We start from the raw sequence: 21,929 nt of genomic DNA, 5'->3' as shown, positions 1-21,929 counted from the left end.
GAACCGGACCTCACCGAAGGTCCCCTAGAGGGGCGCTGCAGGTGAGGCGGTTCCGCTTGGCGGCCACGGGCGGACCCGTGCCAGCTAGTGCTGTGGGATTACTCCCACTCGATGGTTCCCGGTGGCTTGGAGGTAACATCCAGTACCACGCGGTTGACCCCGTCCACCTCGTTGGTGATGCGGTTCGAGATCTTCGAGAGCAGGTCGTACGGCAGGCGCGACCAGTCTGCGGTCATCGCATCCTCGGAGGAGACCGGGCGCAGCACGATCGGGTGGCCGTAGGTGCGGTGATCGCCCTGGACACCCACCGAGCGCACGTCGGCTAGCAGGACGACCGGCATCTGCCAGACTTCCTCGTCCAGGCCGGCTGCGGTCAGCTCGGCGCGGGCGATGGCGTCGGCCTTGCGCAATAGCGTCAGGCGTTCCTCGTTGACCGAACCGATAATGCGGATGCCCAGTCCCGGGCCGGGGAACGGCTGGCGTCCCACGATTTCCTCGGGCAGGCCGAGCTCGCGGCCCACGGCGCGGACCTCGTCCTTGAACAGGGTGCGCAGCGGCTCGACAAGCTCGAAGTCCAGGTCCTCGGGCAGGCCGCCGACGTTGTGGTGGCTCTTGATGTTGGAGGCACCTTCGCCGCCGCCGGATTCGACGACGTCCGGGTACAGCGTGCCCTGGACGAGGAACTTGACCGGTTCGCCCTTGCCCGCTTCCTGCTTCAGGATCGCGATCTCCGCGGCCTCGAAGGCACGGATGAATTCGCGGCCGATGATCTTGCGCTTGGTCTCCGGGTCGGTGACCCCGTCCAGCGCGGTCAAGAAGCGTTCGCGTTCGTCGGCGATGTAGAGCTTCGCGCCGGTGGCGGCGACGAAGTCCTTCTCCACCTGTTCGGCTTCGCCTTCGCGCAGCAGACCGTGGTTGACGAAAACGCAGGTGAGGTTCTCGCCGATGGCGCGCTGCACGAGGGCTGCGGCCACGGCCGAGTCAACGCCGCCGGACAGGCCGCAGATGGCCTTACCGTCGCCGACCTGGGTGCGGATGTGCTCGATCTGCTCCTCGGCAATATTGCCGGCGGTCCAGTCGGCCTTCAGGCCCGCACCGTTGTAGAGGAAGTTCTCCAGGATGTCCTGGCCGAACTCGCAGTGCTTGACCTCTGGGTGCCACTGCACGCCGTAGAGGCGCTTGGCCTCGTTGGCGAAGGCGGCGACCGGGGCCCCTGCCGTGGTGGCGAGCACCTCGAAGCCTGCAGGTGCCTCGGAGACGGAGTCGCCGTGGCTCATCCACACGTTCGGTGCCTTTTCGGCACCGGCGAGCAGCGAACGGGCATCGCCGTTGAAAGTCGTTTGGGTCGAACCGTATTCGCGCAGGCCGGTCTCCGCGACGGTGCCGCCCAGAGCGTTTGCCATGGCCTGGAAGCCATAGCAAATGCCGAGGACCGGGATACCGGCTTCGAAGAGGTCTGCACCAACACTCGGCGCACCCTCGGCGTAAACGCTGGAGGGACCACCGGAGAGGATGATCGCTGCAGGGTTCTTGGCCAGGATGGCTTCGGTGGACAGGGTGTGCGGAACGATCTCCGAGTACACACGGGCCTCACGTACGCGGCGAGCGATGAGCTGCGCGTATTGGGCCCCGTAGTCGACGACCAGAACCGGCTTATGTTCTGGGGTGAGGGGAGCAGTAGTCACAAGCTCTAGTCTACGCGGTTCACCGGGCGCGAAATAGCGCATGACGTGTCATCAGCGTCACCCGGAGCATGAGGTGGTGCGGATGCATCGGGCGCGGAAAGCAAAAATCCCCGCCACGATGATGCGTGGCGGGGATGCTGCGGGGCCTAGTAGCGTTTGGCGGCCTTGGGGTGGGCAGCCAGCTCGGCGTCCACCTCGGCGTGCACCGTGCGTTCGGTGAAGAAGGAGAGCAACGGGATCACCCCGCCCAGGGCGATGGTGATGAAGCGGCTAAATGGCCAGCGCATCAGCGACCAGAGGCGGAAGTCGGCGAACAGGTAGACCACGTACATCCAGCCGTGCACGATCAGGATGCCCAGCGAGATGTTCACTCCCCCGCTGATTTCGGCGCGGTTGAGCATCGAAATGGTGTTGGCGGTGCCGCCCAGCAATTCGCCGCCGACAAACAGCTCCAGCTGCCAGAAGTACTTGAAGATCATTTCCGCCACCAGCAGCAGCAGCATCACGCCGGTGGCGTAGGCGAACACCTTGTAGAAGATGGCGGCCGAGCGGATCTGGGCCGGGGTGCCACCGAATTTGCGGGGGCGGGCGGCGGGAGTGGTGCTGGACATCTGCAAGGAGTCCTTTCCGAAGGTGGGAGGTGGGGGCTAGTTCTCTAGGTGCTTCTCGCGGGCGGCACTCTGCGCGGCGGCTTCGGCGATATCGTCCATGCCGCGCTGGTAGTCATCGCGCACCAGCCGGTACCAGAGGAAGAAGGCGAAGCCGGCGAAGACGACCCATTCGATGCCGTAGAAGACGTTCAGCCAGTTGATCTGCGGCTCCTGGGGCTGCGGACCGACGTAGATCGCGTCGATGCCCGGCTGGGCGGCCGGCTGGCCGTCGACGCTCAGTGCATGTGCGGTGACGAACCCGGAGTACAGGTCCTGGTCCCAGATGTTGGCCAGCTGCGCGGTGGACAGGGTGGCCAGCGCCGGGTTGCGCACATCGTGGTTCAGCTCCGGGCCTTCGGGCGGCAGCAGGCGCCCGGTGATCTCCACCGTGCCCTCGGGGGCCGCGGACGGGGTGCCGGTTTCCGGCTGCCAGCCGCGGACCACGGCCATCGCCTCGCCGTCCGGTGCGCCGTCTACGGCGAAGGCCGCTACCACCCAGCTGCCAAGGCGGTCATCGTCCACGCGGCCCTCGACCAGCACGTCGGTGCCGGGCAGGAATTCGCCGGAGAGGGTGACGATCTGATCCGATTTGGTGCCTAGCATCTCCACACCCGGGGTGTAGTGCTCGGTCAGCGGGACCGGGACCTCGGTTTCGTCGATTTTGACGGCCGGTTCGGTGGAGGAGGCCCCGAATTGCCAGCCCGAGAGGGCCACAAATCCGGTGGCCACGAGCAGCGCACCGAGCAATGCGGCGATCCATTTGGGTTTGAGAGCGGTTTTCAGCACACTCCAACGGTACTTCGATTGCTTGTAGAAGTTCCACTGGGCACGGGGTGAGATTGGCCTAACCCGATAGCTTGCGCACTTTGGGAACCATCCGGCATCCCCGTTCGTTGAAGGCGCGTTAAACGCCGCAGTCCCGCCGCACCGGGGATCGGCGTGACGGGACTGCGGTGAAGTGATTTAGAAGCGGTCGGACTCATACGGCGAGAGGACCACGTCGACGCGCTGGAATTCCTTGAGCGTCGAGTAGCCGGTGGTGGCCATCGAGCGGCGCAGCGCACCGACCAGGTTGGAGGTGCCGTTGGTCTCGTGGGACGGGCCGAAGAGCACGTTCTCCAGGCTGCCGACGGTGCCGATCTGCGCGCGGTCGCCACGCGGGCTGGCCTCGTGCACGGCCTCCATGCCCCAGTGGAATCCTGCCCCGGGAGCTTCTTCGGCACGCGCCAGGGCGGTACCGAGCATCACCGCGTCGGCGCCCATGGCGACCGCCTTGACGATGTCACCGGAGTTGCCCAGGCCGCCGTCGGCGATCACGTGCACGTAGCGTCCGCCGGTCTCTTCGATGTAGTCGCGGCGGGCCGCTGCCACATCGGCGATGGCGGTGGCCATCGGGGCGTGGATGCCCAAGGTGCGCCGGGTGGTCGAGGAGGCGCCGCCGCCGAAGCCGACCAGCACGCCGGCCGCGCCGGTACGCATCAGGTGCATGGCCGGGGTGTAGCCAGCCGCGCCGCCGACGATGACCGGGACGTCGAGCTCGTAGATGAACTGCTTGAGGTTCAGGGGTTCGGTGGTCTGCGAGACGTGCTCGGCAGAGACCGTGGTGCCGCGGATGACGAAGATGTCCACGCCGGCATCGAGCACGGTCTTGTAGTGCTCTTGGGTGCGCTGCGGGGTCAGCGAGCCCGCCACGACCACGCCGGCCTCGCGGATCTCGGAGATGCGCGAGCTGATCAGCTCGGGCTGGATCGGTGCCGCGTAGAGCTCCTGGAGCTTCGCGGTGATCTTCGAATCGTTGCGGACCGATGCCTCGGACTTCAGTCCCGCGATTTCGGCGAGCACCGATTCGGGGTGTTCGTACCGCGTCCACAACCCTTCGAGGTTCAGCACGCCCAGACCGCCGAGCTTGCCCAACGCGATGGCGGTGGCCGGGGAGGTCACCGAATCCATCGGTGCGCCCAGGATGGGGGTGTCGAACTGGAAGGCGTCGATCTGCCAGGACACCGAAACGTCCTTGGGATCACGGGTGCGGCGATTCGGTACGATCGCTACGTCGTCCAGGGAATATGCCTTCGTGGCCCGCTTGCCACGGCCGATCTCAATCTCGTTACTCACCAGACAAGGTTACCAAGTTCCGCGCAGATTCCCGCTTTATCTCACGCGGCACGCCCCGCACCAATACAGGTACGGGGCGTGATTCCGGGAAAAATCGGTGAGCAAGCTCACCGCGATCCGCCTTAGCCGGCCGGATTCAGCGTGGCCAGAGTGCCCGCCAGGGCGGTGGCGGCGCGTTCCTCGGCCTGCGCGATGCGCTCCATCTGATCGGCCATGCGCTCGAAGAGCTCGCTGCGGACTTCGGGATCCACGTCCGGATCGATCATTTCGCTCAGGTCGATCCAGTCGGCGCTGAGCTGCGCGTAATCCGCGGCGTGTTCTGCCAGCGGTTCCAAGCCGGGTAGTTCCGCGCATTCGTCGAGGAAGTCCGCGTAGAGCCCGCGCAGGCCGCCGAAGCCGCCGAAGCGGGTGTCGGTCATGAAGCCGTGCAGCTGGGCCAGCCCCGCGCTCAAGCGCTGCGGATCGGCGAAGATCTGCGTCCAGCCCTTCTTGGTGCTGGTGTCGCGCAGCCGTTCGGCCCAGGTGTGCATGCCGGCGATGCCGAAGCGGTTGGCGAAATGCACCGGGATCCCCTTCAGCTCGGCGGTGCCCAGCAGCCGGCCGTTGGTTTCGGTGATCGCCTCGAGCACATTCGCGGTGAGCGTTTCAAGCTTGGGCGAACGGCGCGAAGGAATCCACGCCTGCCAATGCTTTTCCTTCTTGCGCTTGGCGCGGGCGGCGGCCAGATCGCTCGGGCTGATCGGCATCAGCGAGCCCGATCCGTCGTCGACGAGCAGGTCATCCTCGTGTTCGCCGACGATGGCCAGGTCGATGGTTTCGGCCTCATCGACCTCGCTGGATTCGATCCAGGGCAGGGCACCGACTGCCACGCGCACGACTACCGCACGTCCGGCGTCCAGCGCGTGGTCCAGGTATTCGGCGGCGCGCTGCGCCGAACCGGTGGTGCGTTCGTTGACCTTCGCCCCGCTGCGGGTGAGCAGGTTCTGCGTGTACGGCTCGGGGTGTGCGCGGGTGACGATGGTTGCGGTGGTCACCTCTTCGTACTCGAAGGTGAAGACCATGAAGCCGATGCCTCCGGCCAGACCGGCCAGCAGGGCCTCGCTCATCGGTTCGCCGGTGGCGGGATTGGTCACTCCGGCCTGGGTGAGCACCCGATGCCAGAGGCCCGCGTCGTACTGCACAACGTCGGTCGGAGCCGGGTATTCGGGAAGCTCCTCCGCCGGTGACGGTGACGGGGCTGGCGCAGGGGCCGGCTTGGGCTTCTTGCCGGTTTTCTCTGCCGCCCTGGCATCCCGTGCTTCCTTGGCGTAGTTCCGGGCGGCCGCGGCGCGCACGGCCTTGGGGCCTTCGGGTTTGTCTGTCAGGATGTTCTTGCGCGCGGTCGTATAGCTCTCCCCGGTACGTTCCATGCGTTCGCGGGCGAGCTTCTTCAGATTCGCGGGTTGTGCCAAGATAATGTCCTTCGTTCACGGATACGCGCAGGCGGGTAGCTCCCGCGCACCGGTGGGTGCCGCCGTGCCTTCATTCTACGTGGGCACGGCTGCCGCTTTCATCCACTGGACGCGCAGGCCTTGGCGTTCCCCCTTGGCTCCCTGCGGTGGCGTGCCCCGCGCGGTGGACGGAGTTCTCCCGCTAACCGGTGGCTAGTCCCAATACGTATTACGCCGCGGCTGCTGCTCCGGATCAACATGCTTCGGCAAAATCACATGCGGCAACCCATCCACCAGCACCACCTGGATCCGCCCCGCATCGGCATCCATATGCGCACCACGGCACAAAGCCCCCAGATTGCCCAGCTTCGTCTGCCCGCCCAGCCACCACGGATCAATATGGTGGAACTCCACCTTCTCCGGCGGCTCGGTGCAGCCGGGCACAATGCACCCGCCATCGCGGGCCAGCACCGCCCGCTTGAGCTTCTCCGGCACGATGCGTTGGGCCCGGCCATAATCGAGCAGTTCGCTCTTCGAGTTGAACACCGCCGGAATGATCTCGGCCTGGCACAAGAGCCGTCTCAGCTCGCCGGGCGGCAGATGCACCCCGTGCGCGGTGCGCGCATCCCCGGCAGCCAGGTCTTGGAGGTTTTCGAGCTTCAGATGCACGATCACCTCCGGCCGGATCCGCCGCCCGCCTCCACCAGTGGTGGTGAGGATGTCCAGCAGTGCGTTCAATGCCCGTTCGGGTACGGTCGCGATGGTTTCGGTCTCTTCGGGGTCCCAGCGTGCTTCGTTGCCCACGCCTTCGGGAAGGAAATCCGGGAGACCAGAACCGGAGGTGCTTGATTCGGTGGTGGATTCCGGTGCGGGAACGTCAGACGCAGCGTCTTCAGCCTCGTCGGTGCCGTTCTGTGCGCTGCCGGTCGACTCGGTGGCGCCGGATGCTTCTGCTTCGTCGTGGGACGGTGCAGGGTCCCCGGGGTTCGTGCGCACCGCCTGCCCCACCCGGGTGCGCGGATTATTGGCCTGCGCGATCAACGAATCGAGCACCTCGCCCTCCAGCGTGCTCACCCGCAAAAGGAACTCCCGGCTGAGCGCATTGCGCACCGGCAACGCATGCAACCCGCGCCGAAGCGAGGCCTTTGTGGCGGTGCCCGGCGTGGTGGCGGCGTTGTTGATCAGCTGCGTCACGTGCTTCTCGGCTTCTTTCACGCTCTGCGCCCCGCGCAGCACCTCGGCGGCGTGTTCTTCCACCGCCCGCCCGTCCGTGTGCAGGAGTGTCGGCTCGGTGCCGGTGCCTTCGAAGGTCAGGTCTTTCGGTTCGCGTTTGGCCAGCTTGCGGCTGGTCTCCTGCACGAGGGCCGGGTGCAGCACCGGGGTGCGGGCGGGGTCCGGGGCGGTGAACAGCTCCGAGAGATGGGTGAAGCGCGGCGGGAGCAGGTTTCCTGCCGGGTCCCGGCGGCCAATGAGGTCGCTCGCGTCCTGGACGAGGCCGGCCGCTTCGGCATAGGGCAGGTGGAGCCAGGACGCTAAGAGGGCGGCGGGGTCCAGGAAGCTGGCCCGCCCGGCGCAGCGGCGCGCTTCCCGGGTGGTGTCGGCTCCGGCGGTGCGCAGCGCGTCGAGTTCGTCCGTGTGGAGGGTGTGGGCGTTGGTGGCCGCGATGCGGTCCGCGGCGGCCACGCGCATCCGGGCGGCTTCATCGGCCAGTGCTTGTCCGGCGGTGGCCAGTTCCAGGGCCAGGCGCGGGTCCTCGGTGCCGGCCAGGTGTTCGCGCAGGGTGGCGAGCAGCTGCGTCGTGCCGGTGAATAGGGCCCGCAGGTCGGTGCCCGCCAGGCTCGGGGACAAGCCCGGGCCGGTGAGCTCGGTGAGCTTCCGGTCCAGCTGGCTGAGGGTGTCCCCGAGGGCGGTGGTGTTCATGGGTTCGAGTATGCCCGCGAACAAACAGGGGGTGGGCTTGCGGAGCGCGGACTGTGGATAAGCTTCCGCGCGGGAAAAACCGGGCGCTATGCCGGCTTGCTTGCGAGCATCAGCAGCGGGACCAGCTGCCGGGAGGTGATCGCCGCGCTCAGGTTCGCCACGGCCAGTGGGCCGTCCTCGCGCAGGACCAGCGGGGTGGCCAGCGGGTCGGTTCCCGCCGCCAGCGCCCCGCGCATCTGCTCCAGGACCTCGAGCACCTCCACGGTGCGCTCGACCTGCCCGGTGATCGCAAACCCGGCGTCCTTCAGCGCGCCGGCGTAGTCCGCGGCGGATTCCACGAAGGAGGCCTCGGCCCGCTCGGCCCACGGCATCGGGTAGGGCAGGTTGTTGGTGCCCATCAGGTCGTAGATGCCGAAGACCGCCCCGGGGCGCAGCAGCCGCCAGACCTCCGCGAAGACCGAAGGCTTGTCGGCCAGGTTCATGCCCACGTGCATCAGCACCGCCGCGTCGAAGCTGGCGTCGGCCAACCCGGTGTCGTGCCCCGGGCGCCGCAGCATGGTGATAGATCGATCCAGCGCGCAGTTCGCGTCCAGCTCCCGGGCGAGGTCCACAAATTCGGCGGTGATGTCCACCCCGGTGACCAGGGCGCCGCGCATGGCGAAGCAGCGCGCCGGCCCGCCCAGGCCGGCGCCCACGTCGAGCACCCGGGTTCCCGCGCCGAGTCCGAGGGAATTCGCCACGAAGCTGGTCGCCTGCAACCCGCCGGTGTGGAAATGGTCCGCCTCGCGCAACTGAGCCGGCTTGAAGGCCTGCGGATCCACTCCCGCGCTGCGCAGCGCGGCGAAGACCCGATCGCGCAGGGTGCCGCTGGTGTACCGGTCGAAGGATGGCTCGATGCTGTTCATCACTTGCTCCTTGGCAGCCGCGAGAGACGTGCAGGTCCCCGAGCTCGCGCGGGGTGCGACTCTCCTGTGCTCTTTAGTTTAAACCCTGCGGCGCCCCCGTGAACATGGCAAAGCGCCCCGGTCCTTCCGCTGGGGAAGGTCCGGGGCGCTGGGCCTGGCTGCTTTAGCGTGAACGGTAGTTCGGCGCCTCGACGGTCATCATGATGTCGTGCGGGTGCGATTCCTTCAGCCCGGCCGAGGTGATGCGCACGAACTTGCCGCGGGCCTTCAGCTCGGGGATGGTGCGCCCTCCCACGTAGAACATCGTCTGGCGCAGGCCGCCGGCGAGCTGGTGGACCACCGCGGAGAGCGGGCCGCGGTATGGAACCTGGCCCTCGATGCCCTCGGGGATCAGCTTCTCGTTGGAGGGTGCGTCGGCCTGGAAGTAGCGGTCCTTGGAGTAGGAGGTGTTCTTGCCGCGGGTTTCCATCGCGCCCATCGAACCCATGCCGCGGTAGGCCTTGAACTGCTTGCCGCCCATGAAGACCAGGTCGCCCGGGGATTCGGCGGTGCCGGCCAGCAGCGAGCCGAGCATCACCGAGTCGGCGCCGGCGACCAGCGCCTTGCCGATGTCGCCGGAGTGCTGCAGGCCGCCGTCGGCGATCAGCGGCACGCCGGCCGGGATGGCGGCCTTGGCGGCCTCGTAGATGGCGGTGACCTGGGGCACGCCCACGCCGGCGACGATGCGGGTGGTGCAGATCGAGCCCGGGCCCACGCCCACCTTGATGGCGTCGGCGCCCGCGTCGATCAGCGCCTGGGCGCCCTCGCGGGTGGCGGCCTGGCCGCCGATGACGTCCACATGCGCGGCGGCCGGATCCTTCTTCAGCCGGGCGATCATGTCCAGCACGCCCTGGGAGTGTCCGTTGGCGGTGTCAACCACCAGCGCGTCCACGCCGGCCTCGATCAGCGTCATCGCCCGCTCGTAGCCTTCGCCGAAGAAGCCCACGGCGGCGGCGACGCGCAGCCGGCCGTCCTCGTCCTTGGTGGCCAGCGGGTACTGCTCGGCCTTGTCGAAGTCCTTGACCGTGATCAGCCCGGTGAGCACACCGGAGTCGTCGACCAGCGGAAGCTTCTCGATGCGGTTCTTGGAGAGCAGCTCGATCACGGTATCCCGGGCGACGCCCTCCTTGGCGGTGACCAGCGGCATGCCGGTCATCACCTCGTAGACCTTGGTGGTCATGTAGTTCTCGCGCGGCACGAAGCGGGTGTCACGGTTGGTGATGATGCCCAGCAGCTTGCGGTTCTCATCGATGACCGGAAGGCCCGAGACGCGGTACTGGGCGCAGAGGTCGTCCCATTCGGCCAGAGTGGCGCCGGGGTGCACGGTGACCGGGTCGGTGATCATGCCCGACTCGCTGCGCTTGACCTGGTCCACCTGCTTGGCCTGGTTCTCGATGGACAGGTTGCGGTGGATCACGCCGATGCCGCCCTGGCGAGCCAACGCGATTGCCATGGAAGCCTCGGTTACGGTGTCCATCGCCGCCGAGCTGATCGGGGTCTGGATGTTGATGCGCTTGGTGAAGCGGGTGGTGGTGTCCGCGTCGGAGGGGATCACATCCGTGGGGCCAGGCAACAACAAGACGTCGTCGTAGGTGAGTCCTTCAAAGGCAAAGGGGTTGAACTCAGTCACGTAAGAACCTTTCGGAGCGAAAGCGGAGGTTGCTTAAATGGTAGATCCCTTTTGGGGTGCTGACGATTCCCGTCGGAGATCTGTGTCTAAGCTAACGTCACAGGGCCGGTTTTTTATTCCTTGTTCCAGCCAGTGGCCCGCGTGAAGGAGGCGGCGAAGCGATCGGCGGCGCTGGTCACAAAAGTCTTGGACAAATGCGAATCGTCCAGGTACACCAGCACGTTGCCGATCACCGCCTTGCAGGTGCCCGCCGGGCAGAGCAGCTCGGTCAGATCCAGCGAGACCACCCGGGAGCCGTAATCGTGGGTCTGAAGGAACCGGTCCACCGGGTTCACCTCAGCCAGCTTGTCGGTGGCCGGGGCGTCGCAGGCCTCGGGCGCGGCCCGGTTGCGGTCCACGCATTCGGGGATGGAATATTCATAGCGCGGGGTGTCGCGCATCGCGATCACCTGGCTGCCGGCCTGCACGAAGGGCTCGATGGCGCCGGCGTAGTCATCGGCCATGATCTCTTGGGCTCCGGCGCTGCGCCCGGCGTCGTCGGTCCAGGTTGCGGTGCGCGTGGCCACGGTGAGCACCATTTCCGGGGCCAGCGCCTCCACGTAGTCACGGGCCGCGGGCAGGAAGGCGGCGCATTCGGGGTCATCCAGGTTATCGGTGGAGCCGTAGCGGCAGCCCGGCTGGTAGATCATCACCCAGCTGCCGCCGGCCTCTTCGACGGTGCGCGCGGCGGCCTCGGACCAGTGCTGCACATGGGAGTCGCCGAGCAGCACCAGATCGGGCTTGGCCGCCGGATCCCCACCCTGGTTGCAGAACAGGATCGCAGGATCCTCGGGGGTGTGTGCACCGCTGCAGTTCTCACCCGGGGTCTGCCATTCGGTGTCCAGTTCGGTGCGCAGCGGCAGGGTGAGCGCGGCCGGGGACGGGTCCCAGGTGTCGGTGGCCATCGCCCCGGGGTTCTCCTCCGGGGCCTGCGCGGCGGCCTGCGCGCGGCGCTTTTCGACATTTGATTCCCAGGCGGCGATCGGCACGGAGGCCACCGAGAGGGCCACCACGATCACCAGCGCCTGGCTGACCAGCTTTGGCTGGCCCAGGAAGCGCAGCACCGGCAGGGCGCCGGCGCGCTGCACGGCCAGCAGCGGTTTCTCCACCCAGCGGGTGCTCGCCGCCGACAGCGCGATGGAGCCGAGAATCAGCAGCGCCCCGGCCAGCGGCGAGGCATGGTCCACCGGGGCCAGGTGCAGGTAGAAGACCAGCAGCGGCCAGTGCCACAGGTACATGCCGTAGGACAGTTCGCCGAGCTTCACCAGCGCCGCGTTGCCCAGCCAGCCGGCGGGGTTGATCCGACGTGCGGTACCCGGGGCGATGACCAGCAGGGCGGCACCCAGGGTGGGCACCAGCGCGAGGAAGCCGGGAAATTGGCCCTGCACGTCGAGCAGCGCGCCGCAGCCGATGATGATCACCAGTCCGGCCCAGCCGCCGATCCGGCGCAGCGCCTCGGGCAGCCGGGAGAGGGCTGGCAGGCCCAGGGCCAGCAGCGAGCCGAGCGCGAACTCCCAGAGCCGGGTGCCGGTGTGGAAGTAGGCCAGCTGCTGATCGGCCGCGGTGAGGTAGATGGAGTAGCCCAGCGAGCCGGCGAAGATGGCGGCGAACATGATGGCCGCGATCTTCGCGAAGCTGTGCCGGGAGAAGCAGCGCCGCCAGATGAACGCGGCGCCGATGAGCAGCAGCGGCCAGAGCAGGAAGATCTGGCCTTGGACCGAAAGGGACCAGAAGTGCTGCAGCGGGGAGGCGGCGGAGGTGTTGAAGGCGTAGTAGTCCACCTCGGCGGTGGCCAGCGTCCAGTTCTGGATGAAGAACAGGGAGGAGAAGGCTTCCTGGATGAGCGCCAGCCAGCGGGTTCCGGGAAGCACCAGCCAGGCGGTGAGCACGGTGGCGATGATGATCAGCGCCGCCTGCGGCAGCAGCCGGGAGAAGCGGTGCAGCCAGTGGCCGAGCACCGAGGGCTTGTCCCCTCCCTGGAGCTTGCGCGCCAGCGAGCCGGTGAGGAAGAAGGCCGAGAGCATCAGGAAGATGTCCACGCCGCCGGAGACCCGTTGGAACCAGATGTGATAGCACATCACCAGCAGCACGGCGAGCGCGCGCAGGCCCTGCAGATCGGCACGGAATTCCGTGCGCGGCACGGTGCTCCGTGGGCTGGGGATCGCTGATGACACGCGGTGCCGCTTTCCTCGTCGATTGGTGGGCAATTGTCCAAGATGGCAGTGATCGGCACCGGACAACCAAAGATTCTACCAAGGGCAGCTCCTTTTGCGCATAACGCGAGCTGTGCGAGCGCACCAGAGCCGGATAAGACTATCGGGCAAACCGGGATGACGTGCGGAATTTACCCCTCGGGCCGGGGCGAACTGTTTCTGTCACAGTGGGCGCGCCTCGCCCCGCGGCGGTGAAGCGCTGAGCGGCCGAAACCGCGCTCGCACGATATTGACTAGACTCATGATTGATTCTATTCACCTTTGCTCCAGGAGATTGCCCGATGCCACCGACTCCCCCGCCGCCAGGGCGGCGTGAACGCAACAAGCAGGCAAAGCTTGAACGGATCATCGCCGCGGCCAGCGAGCTATTTGCCGCCCGCGGTGTTGATGAGGTCACCACCCAGCAGATCGCCGACGCGGCGGACATCGGCACCGGCACCCTCTTCCTCTATGCCAGGACGAAGGGCGAGCTGCTATTGCTCGTGCAGAACCACCGCTACGCAAACTCCCTGGAGCAGGGCAACACTGCGGCCGCCGCGGCCTCGAATGCGCTCGACGCGATCATGGCGCTGCTGCTGCCGGTGATCGAGTGCAACCGGGTGCAGATCGAGAATGGGCGCACCTACCTGCGCGAAATGCTCTTCGGCGATCCAACCGAACCGCATCATGGCGAAGCGTTGACCATCGTGGGGCGCACCGAGCAGGCCATCGCCGACATCCTGGTCGCGCATCGGAGCCTGGACGCTGGGAAAGCGGCAACGCTGGCGCGAGTCATCTCCTCGGTCCAGTTCGTGGCCATGGCTTCGGCTATCGACCCGGAGATCTCCAGCGCGCAGCTAGCCGAGGGCCTGCGCGCCCAGATCGACGCCATCCTTCCGGGCTAGCCGGCGGAGCACAGGCGGAACGGGAGCATGGGTGCGTTCCGCTAGGGCACGGTGATGACCACTTTTCCCCGCAGGCCGCCTTCGACCATGGCACTAAGGGCTTCGGGGACTTGAGCAAAGCCAAAGGTCTTGCCGACTACCGGCTTGATGGCACCGGAGTCCACCAGCTCGGTGATGCGGCGCAGTTGGCTTCCGCTGGGCTCCATGAAGAGGAACTCGTATTTCACGCCCAGCCTCTTGGCTTGCCGGCGGATTTTTGAGCTGAGCGCACGGGTCACCAGCCCCACGACCGGGCTCAAGCCGCTCTCGGCGGCAAATTCCGGGGTGGGCGGACCGGTAATTCCAATGGCCTTGCCGCCGGCGCGAAGAATCGTCAACGACCTGGAGAGGTTCTCACCACCCAGGCTGTCCAGCACCAGGTCGAAATTCGACAGCTCCGCTGCGAAGTCTTCGGTCCGGTAATCGATCACCTGGTCCGCGCCGAGGGCACGCAGGAACTCGGCGTTCTTCGCGGAGGCAGTGGTGACCACGTGGGCGCCGAGGTGCTTTGCCAGCTGGATGGCGATGGTGCCCACGCCGCCGGCGCCGGCATGGATGAGGACCTTGTGCCCCGGCTGCAGGTTCCCCCGCTCGACCAGCGCCTGCCAGGCGGTGAGGGCCACCAGGGGAAGCGATGCGGCCTGCGCCTCATCGATCGACTTCGGCGCCAGCGCAACATCTGCCTCGTCCACGGCGATGCGTTGGGCAAAGCCACCGATCCGGTGATCGCGCGGCCGAGCATAGACCCGGTCTCCGCGGGCAAAGCCTTGGACGCCCGCCCCGACGCCGATGACGGTGCCGGCCACATCGTGGCCGAGGACCAGCGGCAGCTTGTAGGGCAGGAACGCCTTGAGCTGACCGGTGCGGATCTTCTCATCCAGCTGGTTTGCGCCGGCCGCCGCGATGTCGATGAGCACATCATGCTCCCCCACCCCGGGTTCCGGGACCTCGGCTTCCCGCAGGGTGCCCTTGTATTTCTCGATAATGAATGCGCGCATGCGTGCTCTCCTGGTGCAAGACGGTTGGCCATAGCCGATTAACTGATTCAAATCAATTATGAGCGCGCTCATTATTACTGTCAATGTTGACGCTTGTCACCTGAAGACGGCAAAAAGCCGCCGCCTCCCCCGCAAGACTGACGTCTTTAGGGGGAAGCGGCGGCTTATTGGTACTGCTAGTGGGCGTGAGCCTCTTCCTCGGGAGCCTTCTCGGCAACCAAGGTTTCGGTGGTCAGCACCAGGGCAGCGATCGAGGCCGCGTTGAGCAGCGCCGAACGGGTGACCTTGACCGGGTCGATGACCCCTGCGTTGAGCAGGTTCTCGTAGACGCCGGTCTTGGCGTTGAAGCCCTCGTTCGGGCCGGTTTCGGCCACCTTGGAGGCTACTACCGCGCCGTCGAATCCGGCGTTGGTAGCGATCCAGAACAGCGGCTGAACCAGGGCGCGGCGCACAATGCCCACGCCGGCTGCCAGATCGCCGGTCGCCGAGGCGACGCGGGCGTCTTCGTCCAGGGCCGAGAGCGCGTCAACCAGTGCGGTACCGCCACCGGCGACGATGCCCTCTTCGAGCGCCGCGCGGGTGGAGGACACGGCGTCCTCGATGCGGTGCTTGCGTTCCTTGAGCTCGACCTCGGTGGAGGCGCCGACCTTGATGACACCGATGCCGCCGGAGAGCTTGGCCAGGCGTTCGGCCAGCTTTTCGCGGTCCCATTCGGAGTCAGTGCGGGCGTGCTCTGCGCGCAGCTGGGCTACGCGCTCGGCGACATCTTCCTCGGTTCCGGCGCCATCAACGATGGTGGTCGAATCCTTGGTGATGGTCACGCGGCGGGCGGAACCGAGAACCTCGGTGCCGACCTGGTCCAGCTGCAGGCCGAGTTCGGCCGAGACCACCTGGGCGCCGGTGAGGATCGCCAGATCCTGCATCATGGCCTTGCGGCGGTCGCCGAAGCCCGGAGCCTTGACGGCTACCACGTTCAGCAGGCCGCGCAGCTTGTTGACCACCAGCGTGGACAGGGCTTCGCCCTCGACGTCCTCGGCGATGATCAGCAGTGGCTTCTTGGTCTCCAGCACCTTTTCCAGCAGCGGCAGGAATTCTGCCACGGTGGAGATCTTGCCCGGGTTGATCAGCACGACGGCGTCTTCCAGGACAACTTCCTGGCGTTCCTGGTCGGTGATGAACTGCGGGGACAGGTAGCCCTTGTCGAACTGCATGCCCTCGGTGAGGACCAGTTCGGTGGCGGTGGTCGAGGACTCTTCGATGGTGATCACACCGTCGGTGCCCACGGTCTTGAAGGCCTCGGCGAGCAGTGCGCCGATTTCCTCATCCTGTGCCGAGATGGCTGCCACGTTGGCGACCTTGTCTTCGACCGCCACGGCGTTGGCCTTCAGGCGTTCGGCGACAATCTCCACCGCCAGTTCGATGCCCTTGCGGATATCGCCCGGTGCGGCGCCGGCCGCTACGTTCTTCAGACCTTCCTTGACCAGTGCCTGTGCCAGCACGGTCGCGGTGGTGGTGCCGTCGCCGGCCACATCGTTGGTCTTGGTGGCGACTTCCTTGGCCAGCTGCGCGCCAAGGTTCTCATATGGGTCTTCCAGATCGATCTCACGCGCAATGGTGACACCGTCGTTGGTGATGGTCGGGGCGCCCCAGCTCTTGGCGAGCACCACATTGCGGCCGCGTGGGCCGAGGGTGACCTTCACCGTGTTTGCGAGCTTATCGATGCCCGCTTCGAGGGCGCGTCGCGCTTCCTCGTTGAATGCTAGCTGCTTAGCCATGCATTAACTCCTGAAATAGCATCGGTCGCAGTTCGGCCCCGAACCCCGCATGCGTAAACACGCCAAGGGGTTGGGACCGGAGAACTACGAGGTTGGCGTTACTTTACGACGACAGCCAGGACGTCGCGAGCCGAGAGCACCAGGTACTCTTCGTTGCCGACCTTGACCTCGGTTCCGCCGTACTTCGAGTACAGCACCACGTCGCCTTCGGCAACGTCCAGCGGAATGCGGTTGCCGTTGTCGTCAACGCGGCCGAGGCCTACTGCAACAACGGTGCCTTCCTGTGGCTTTTCCTTGGCGGAGTCAGGGATGACCAGACCGGAAGCGGTGGTGGTTACGGCCTCGACCTGCTTGATGACGATGCGGTCTTCGAGTGGCTTGATGGAGACAGACATGGTCTCTCCTTTTCGTGTATGAACCAATGAATGTAGGGTTTCGCCCTATGGCATTGGACCAACCGTCGTCGCGGTGCCAGTTGGTGTGATCCAGTCAGGCGGTGTGTCATTTCAAAAGGGACAAACGTCTCTTTCAAGTTGACACCCACAGATGACTTTAGGCCGTGGATTAGCACTCGGTCAAGGTGAGTGCTAACGATTGACCGTGTTCGTCACACTGGTTCGCCCAGAGCGCACTGCGGCCGACTCCTCGATGTCCTCCGGGGCGGAGAGATCCATCTCGGAAAGCTTGACCACCTTGGACTTGGTGACCATCCGGTGCACCAGCCACAGCCCCAGGAACAGCGGCAGGCCGATATAGGCCGAAAGCACTTCCAGCCCATGCCCGGCCATCACCGCCTGGTAGTTCTGCCCGACAATCACCGCAATGAGCATCACGAAGGCCACGATGGGTCCCAGCGGGAACAGCGGCGCGAGATAGGGCAGGTCCCTCACGCTATAACCCTGCGCCAGATAACCCCGGCGGAAGCGGTAATGCGAGATCGCGATTCCCACCCAGACGATGAACCCGCATAGCCCGGAGACGTTCAGCAACCAGGTGTACGCGGCGCCCTGGCCCACCAGCGCGGTCAGGAACCCGAAGAGGCCCACCGCCGAGGTGGCCAGCAAGGCCATGATCGGCACCCCGCGGGAGTTGGTGCGTCCGAAGACCTTGGGCGCCTTGCCGTCGTGGGCCATGGAGTAGAGCATGCGGGTCGAGGCGTAGAGCCCCGAGTTTCCCGCGGAGAGGATGGCGGTGAGGATGACCGCGTTCATGGCGGCGGCGGCAAAGGCGATACCGGCGCGTTCGAAGACCAGGGTGAACGGCGAGGAAGCCACATCGGCTTCGCCGCTGGCCAGCAGGCTGGGATCGGCGAAGGGGATCAGGCAGCCAATGACGAAGATGGCACCGATATAGAAGAGCATGATGCGCCAGAACACCCGGCGGATGGCCTTGGGCACTTCGCGGCGCGGATCCTTGGCCTCGCCGGCGGCGACGCCCACCAGCTCGGTGCCCTGGAAGGAGAACCCTGCAATCATGAAGACCGAGACGATGGACAGCCAGCCGCCGTGGAAGACGTCCTTGCCTTCGCGCCAATTGGCCAGCGGATCGGTTTGCGCGCCTAGCACCCCGAAGATCATCAGGATGCCGGCGGCCAGGAAGGCGACGACGGTGACCACCTTGATCATGGCCAGCCAGAATTCGCCTTCGCCGAAGGCCTTGGAAGACAAGGCGTTCAGCGCGGTGAGTGCCACCAGGAAGGCCCCGGCCCAGATCCAGCCCGGTACATCGGGGAGCCAGAAGCTCATGACGATGCCGGCGGCCACCAATTCGGCCGCGACGGTGATGGCCCAGTTGAACCAGTAGTTCCAGCCGATGGCAAAGCCGAAGGAGGGCGAGACGAAGCGGGTCGCGAAGGTCTGGAAGGATCCGGCCACCGGGATCTTGGCGGTCATCTCCCCCAGCGACTGCATCAGCAGGTAGACCATGAGGCCTACCGCGGCGTAGGCCAGCAGTGCGCCGCCCGGGCCCGCTTGGGCGATGGTGCCTCCGGAGGCCACGAAAAGCCCGGTGCCAATGGAGCCGCCAATAGCGATCATCTGCAGGTGGCGGCCGCTCAGCCCGCGCTTGAGCTGGTGCTCGGCCGGATCTGTTCCCGTTGCTGGATTCTCCGCCGCGGTGCCACGCTGCACCACTGCGGGTTGACTCGTGCTTTGCCTAAGTTTGTTCACAGGTGACATACAACACGAGAAGGCGGGGTTGATGCGACGTGCGCCACAGCAGGGGCGGGACTAGCGAGCGCCTCCCCCGCTCACCATGGCGCCGCCTTCGCGGCTGCAGGCCCACGCCGCTTCGCCTCGCGGGCTGGAGAAGACTAAAGCATGGCTGTTGGCATGATGGACGAGATGAAAGGTGCCCCATTCAAGAAGCATGCTTTGCTTGGCCTTGACCTATACAAGAGTTAGTAATACTTACTCTAGTTATCAGCCACCTGCGCCGGCTTTTTCACGGACGTGCCCGCAAAATCCTTGGACTGAAGCGCCTACCGCGACATTTCATAGGGCTTGATAGCTCGGAACAAACCCTTTCAATATGACGCGCATTTGTCACATTGAGTCAGTAGTAGGTCCCCCGAAGCCTCGTAATCCCGAACGCCGGGAAGGGTGCCGGATGACGATAGGCTTGTTCCATGGCCCAGGCTTCAAATGATTCAACACTCAATGACCAGTTCGCGGCTCTCCTCTCCCCCGAGGGGTGGGCTCTTTTGGCGACCGTCGATCCGTCCATGGCGGCAACCAAGGATGCCGCGTGGTCCTTGAACGAAAAACTGCGCAAGGAAGGTCATGACGCCCAGGTGGTGCGTGCGGTGATATCCCAAGCCGAGCTGCGCTTCCGCGGTCGGGTCAAGTTCGGCCCCTTTGCCGATACCCTCATCTTCACCCCCGCCGGGCTTGAGCAGGCCACCCGCCTGACCATCGCCGGGCTGCACGCCCGCCGCTTCGTCCAAGCTGGCAGCACCCACGTAGCCGACCTGGGCTGCGGCATCGGTGCCGACTCGATCGCCTTGGCCAGCGCCGGACTGCAGGTCACTGCCGTGGAACAGGATGAAACCACCGCCGCGGCTACCACCTTGAACTTGATGCCCTTCGAAAATGCCCGCGTAGTGCACGGCAGCGCCGAAACCGCGGACCTCACCGGCATCGATGGCGTATGGCTGGACCCGGCCCGACGCACCGACGCCACCGGCAGCACCCGCCGACTCTTCGACCCGGAGGCCTTCTCCCCTCCCCTGTCCTTAGTGGAGAAGCTCGTGGACTCCGGACTGGACGTCGGAGTGAAGCTCGGCCCGGGCCTGCCGCACGAAGCGATTCCGGCCGGCGCCGAAGCTGTGTGGATTTCCGATCATGGTTCGGTGATCGAAGCCGGGTTGTGGTTCGGCAAGCTGAAACGCCCGGAGGTGTCCCGCGCGGCACTGGTCATCGACAAGACCGGCGCTCATGAGCTGACCAGCGAGCTCACCGTGGAGCAGGATCCGCTGGCTCCGGTGGGCGAACTCGAGGCGCACCTCTACGAACCCGACGGTGCGGTGATTCGTTCGCACCTGATTTCCACACTGCTCGACTCCACCGGCGGACACCTGCTGGACGAGCACATCGCGTACTTCACGCATGCCGAGCAGCTGCAGACCCCATTCGCCCGCGGGTTCAAGGTGCTGGAGGTCCACGACTACAACGTGAAGAAGCTGAAGTCCTGGGTGAAGGCCAACGGCATTGGCAGCTTGGATATCAAAAAACGCGGAGTGGACGTGCTCCCCGAGGAGCTGCGCCGCATCCTGCTGGCCGGTGCCCCGAAGTCGGCGAAGAAGCATGCAACGCTCATTCTTGCCCGCATCGGCCAGAATCGTGTGGCCGTCGAGGTAGAACCGCACTAATCTATAGTGATGCACGTCCCACCGGATGAATGTCTTGGCCGGGGTGGCGCAAAAACTACAATAAGCATGGAAGGCCTTCGAATAATTCGATGGTTTAACCGTCTAGTTTTATTCGGCTCCGGAGCCTTCCGTCCGAGACGTCAGCAAGAGGAGCGCCGTGCAGAAAATCGAGTTCGCCAACTCATCCCAGTCCACCATTGGTGTTGAATGGGAAATCGCCTTGGTCAATCGCGAAAGCGCGGACTTGTGCTCGGTGGCCGAAAAAATCCTTGATCAGCTCAAGGAGGATACCGGACTGGGCCACGAGGATGAGCATCCCACGGTGAAGCCCGAACTGCTGATGAACACCGTTGAGGTGGTCACCGGGGTGCACAACACCGTCGCAGAAGCGGCCGAAGAGCTACGCACCAATGTGCGCATGCTCAATGAGGTGGCTGCGAAGCACGGGGTGGACCTGTATTCCGCCGGTTCCCACCCCTTCGCCGCGCCGATCTCACAGCCGGTCACCGATAAGGATCGCTACGCCAAGCTGATTGACCGCACCCAGTGGTGGGGACGCCAGATGGTGATCTACGGGGTACACGTGCACGTTGGGCTGGACAGCCGCGACAAGGCGCTGCCGATCACCGACGGACTGATCAACTACCAGCCGCATTTCCAAGCCCTCAGCGCCTCAAGCCCCTACTGGGGAGGCGAGGACACCGGTTACGCTTCGCAGCGTTCGCTGATGTTCCAGCAGCTGCCTGCCGCCGGAATCCCCTTCCACTTCAATTCCTGGTCCGAATACGAATCCCACGTGGCGGACATGCTTCATACCGGCGTGATCGATGACGTTTCGGAAATCCGGTGGGATGTCCGCCCGGTGCCGCGCTTTGGCACCGTGGAAATGCGCATCTGCGACGGACTGAGCTCCTTGGACGACATTACCGCAATTACCGCGCTGACCCAGTGCCTGGTGCACGATATGTCGCTGGCAATCGAAGCCGGATACAAGGTCCCTGTCATGCCGGCCTGGTTCCGGGTGGAGAACAAATGGCGTGCCGCCCGCTACGGCTTGGACGCCATCATCATCCTCAACGCCCAGGGCGACGAGATGCTGGTGACCGACCACCTGCGCGCCGAAGTGAAGCGTCTGGCGCCGGTTGCTGAGCAGCTTGGTTGTTCCGATGAACTTCAGGGAATCATTCGACTCATCGAGCGCGGCGCTGAATACCAATTGCAGCGCAACACCTTTGCGGCATCCGGTGGCGATTTCAAGGCAGTGGTGCAGGAGAACGTCGCCCGCATGAAAGCTGTGTAGCTCAGATTTCGTGTGAACCATTCGGATCCTCAGCCCCCATCCCCCAGTTTCCGGAAAAGTAGTTCCCGCCTGTCAACAGTCGCGGTCTTCGAGAGAGGACTAGATCACGTTGCTATATGCAGTAGCGGAAGCCGACGCAGAGTGTCCTCGTAACTCGCTTTAGTGGTCACTGCTCAAAGATACGAAACCGAAGAGACTGGAAGAACTACATCGAAATCTAGATGCGAGAAACTGATTGCGTTGACATCCTCTTATTGGAGCGACATGCTCGTTGGCTGTTGCTCATTCCTCAAAGGTTCGGCTTACGGAATGGGCGCGTGTCCAGAATCGAATCTAAAAGTAAGCCTCATCAATGTAGAGATCAGTCACTTTCACATTATTTCTAGGCTATACAACTTCAGATGCGGTGTCGTCCAGATCCAGGGCTACCGCAAAGTCC

Annotated in this window: 17 protein-coding genes; 4 read left to right on the top strand and 13 right to left on the bottom strand. The window is 65.2% G+C overall.

Annotation, left to right across the window (positions count from 1 at the left end; translation table 11 throughout):
• Positions 1–98 precede the first annotated feature (98 nt).
• The 5 genes from guaA to CIK76_RS01445 form a co-directional block, all read right to left on the bottom strand.
• Complete coding sequence (gene guaA / locus CIK76_RS01465; RefSeq protein ID WP_255248305.1) at positions 99–1,727, bottom strand: glutamine-hydrolyzing GMP synthase; 1,629 nt, start codon at positions 1,725–1,727, stop codon at positions 99–101.
• 104 nt (positions 1,728–1,831) lie between these two features.
• A complete protein-coding gene (locus CIK76_RS01460) occupies positions 1,832–2,296 on the bottom strand; it encodes a DUF3817 domain-containing protein (RefSeq protein ID WP_096283031.1) in 465 nt (154 codons plus the stop codon).
• 36 nt (positions 2,297–2,332) lie between these two features.
• Complete coding sequence (locus tag CIK76_RS01455) at positions 2,333–3,121, bottom strand: SURF1 family protein (RefSeq protein ID WP_096283030.1); 789 nt, start codon at positions 3,119–3,121, stop codon at positions 2,333–2,335.
• A gap of 177 nt (positions 3,122–3,298) precedes the next feature.
• A complete protein-coding gene (locus tag CIK76_RS01450; RefSeq protein ID WP_096283029.1) occupies positions 3,299–4,450 on the bottom strand; it encodes a GuaB3 family IMP dehydrogenase-related protein in 1,152 nt (383 codons plus the stop codon).
• Positions 4,451–4,572: 122 nt separating this feature from the next.
• Positions 4,573–5,901 carry a DUF4872 domain-containing protein gene (locus CIK76_RS01445; RefSeq protein WP_096283028.1) on the bottom strand — a complete coding sequence of 443 codons (1,329 nt, stop codon included), beginning with the start codon at positions 5,899–5,901 and terminating at the stop codon, positions 4,573–4,575.
• A gap of 4 nt (positions 5,902–5,905) precedes the next feature.
• On the opposite strand from CIK76_RS01445, the gene CIK76_RS19540 reads away from it, so the two are divergent.
• The gene (locus CIK76_RS19540; protein WP_217990323.1) at positions 5,906–6,097 is read left to right on the top strand and encodes a hypothetical protein; all 192 of its coding nucleotides are present in this window, start codon (positions 5,906–5,908) and stop codon (positions 6,095–6,097) included.
• Here the strand turns inward: CIK76_RS19540 and CIK76_RS01440 are convergent.
• The 4 genes from CIK76_RS01440 to CIK76_RS01425 all read right to left on the bottom strand — a co-directional run bounded on the left by CIK76_RS01440 (position 6,094) and on the right by CIK76_RS01425 (position 12,587).
• The gene (locus CIK76_RS01440) at positions 6,094–7,800 is read right to left on the bottom strand and encodes an HNH endonuclease signature motif containing protein (protein ID WP_096283027.1); all 1,707 of its coding nucleotides are present in this window, start codon (positions 7,798–7,800) and stop codon (positions 6,094–6,096) included. The genes CIK76_RS19540 and CIK76_RS01440 overlap by 4 nt on opposite strands.
• Positions 7,801–7,886: 86 nt before the next feature.
• Entirely contained in the window at positions 7,887–8,705 is an 819-nt protein-coding gene (locus tag CIK76_RS01435) for a class I SAM-dependent methyltransferase (RefSeq protein ID WP_096283026.1), read from the bottom strand.
• Positions 8,706–8,868: 163 nt separating this feature from the next.
• The gene (guaB, locus tag CIK76_RS01430; protein ID WP_096283025.1) at positions 8,869–10,374 is read right to left on the bottom strand and encodes an IMP dehydrogenase; all 1,506 of its coding nucleotides are present in this window, start codon (positions 10,372–10,374) and stop codon (positions 8,869–8,871) included.
• Positions 10,375–10,487: 113 nt separating this feature from the next.
• Entirely contained in the window at positions 10,488–12,587 is a 2,100-nt protein-coding gene (locus CIK76_RS01425) for an acyltransferase family protein (protein WP_141393427.1), read from the bottom strand.
• 320 nt (positions 12,588–12,907) lie between these two features.
• Here CIK76_RS01425 and CIK76_RS01420 point away from each other — a divergent pair, with 320 nt between their 5' ends.
• The gene (locus tag CIK76_RS01420; protein ID WP_096283023.1) at positions 12,908–13,510 is read left to right on the top strand and encodes a TetR/AcrR family transcriptional regulator; all 603 of its coding nucleotides are present in this window, start codon (positions 12,908–12,910) and stop codon (positions 13,508–13,510) included.
• A gap of 41 nt (positions 13,511–13,551) precedes the next feature.
• Here the strand turns inward: CIK76_RS01420 and CIK76_RS01415 are convergent, their stop codons facing one another.
• From CIK76_RS01415 to CIK76_RS01400, 4 genes are all read right to left on the bottom strand, one after another.
• On the bottom strand, positions 13,552–14,547 hold the full coding sequence (locus CIK76_RS01415; protein WP_096283022.1) for an NADP-dependent oxidoreductase: 996 nt from the start codon (positions 14,545–14,547) through the stop codon (positions 13,552–13,554).
• A 176-nt stretch (positions 14,548–14,723) separates the two neighbouring features.
• Positions 14,724–16,322, bottom strand: a complete 1,599-nt coding sequence (groL, locus tag CIK76_RS01410; protein WP_096283021.1) for a chaperonin GroEL — start codon at positions 16,320–16,322, stop codon at positions 14,724–14,726.
• A gap of 98 nt (positions 16,323–16,420) precedes the next feature.
• Positions 16,421–16,717, bottom strand: coding sequence for a co-chaperone GroES (gene groES, locus CIK76_RS01405; protein WP_096283020.1), 297 nt, complete (start codon positions 16,715–16,717; stop codon positions 16,421–16,423).
• A gap of 192 nt (positions 16,718–16,909) precedes the next feature.
• Complete coding sequence (locus tag CIK76_RS01400; RefSeq protein ID WP_255248307.1) at positions 16,910–18,451, bottom strand: amino acid permease; 1,542 nt, start codon at positions 18,449–18,451, stop codon at positions 16,910–16,912.
• A gap of 497 nt (positions 18,452–18,948) precedes the next feature.
• Between CIK76_RS01400 and CIK76_RS01395 the strand changes: the two genes are divergently transcribed.
• Positions 18,949–20,190 (top strand): class I SAM-dependent methyltransferase, encoded by a 1,242-nt coding sequence (locus tag CIK76_RS01395; protein WP_096283018.1) that lies wholly within the window; start codon positions 18,949–18,951, stop codon positions 20,188–20,190.
• Positions 20,191–20,347: 157 nt separating this feature from the next.
• Positions 20,348–21,490: a glutamate--cysteine ligase gene (locus CIK76_RS01390; RefSeq protein ID WP_096283017.1), complete on the top strand. Its 1,143-nt coding sequence runs from the start codon at positions 20,348–20,350 to the stop codon at positions 21,488–21,490.
• Positions 21,491–21,929: the final 439 nt, after the last annotated feature.

The organism is Glutamicibacter sp. BW80, assembly GCF_002332385.1.
Taxonomy (GTDB): domain Bacteria; phylum Actinomycetota; class Actinomycetes; order Actinomycetales; family Micrococcaceae; genus Glutamicibacter.
This window is presented reverse-complemented; position numbering and strand designations above follow the sequence as displayed.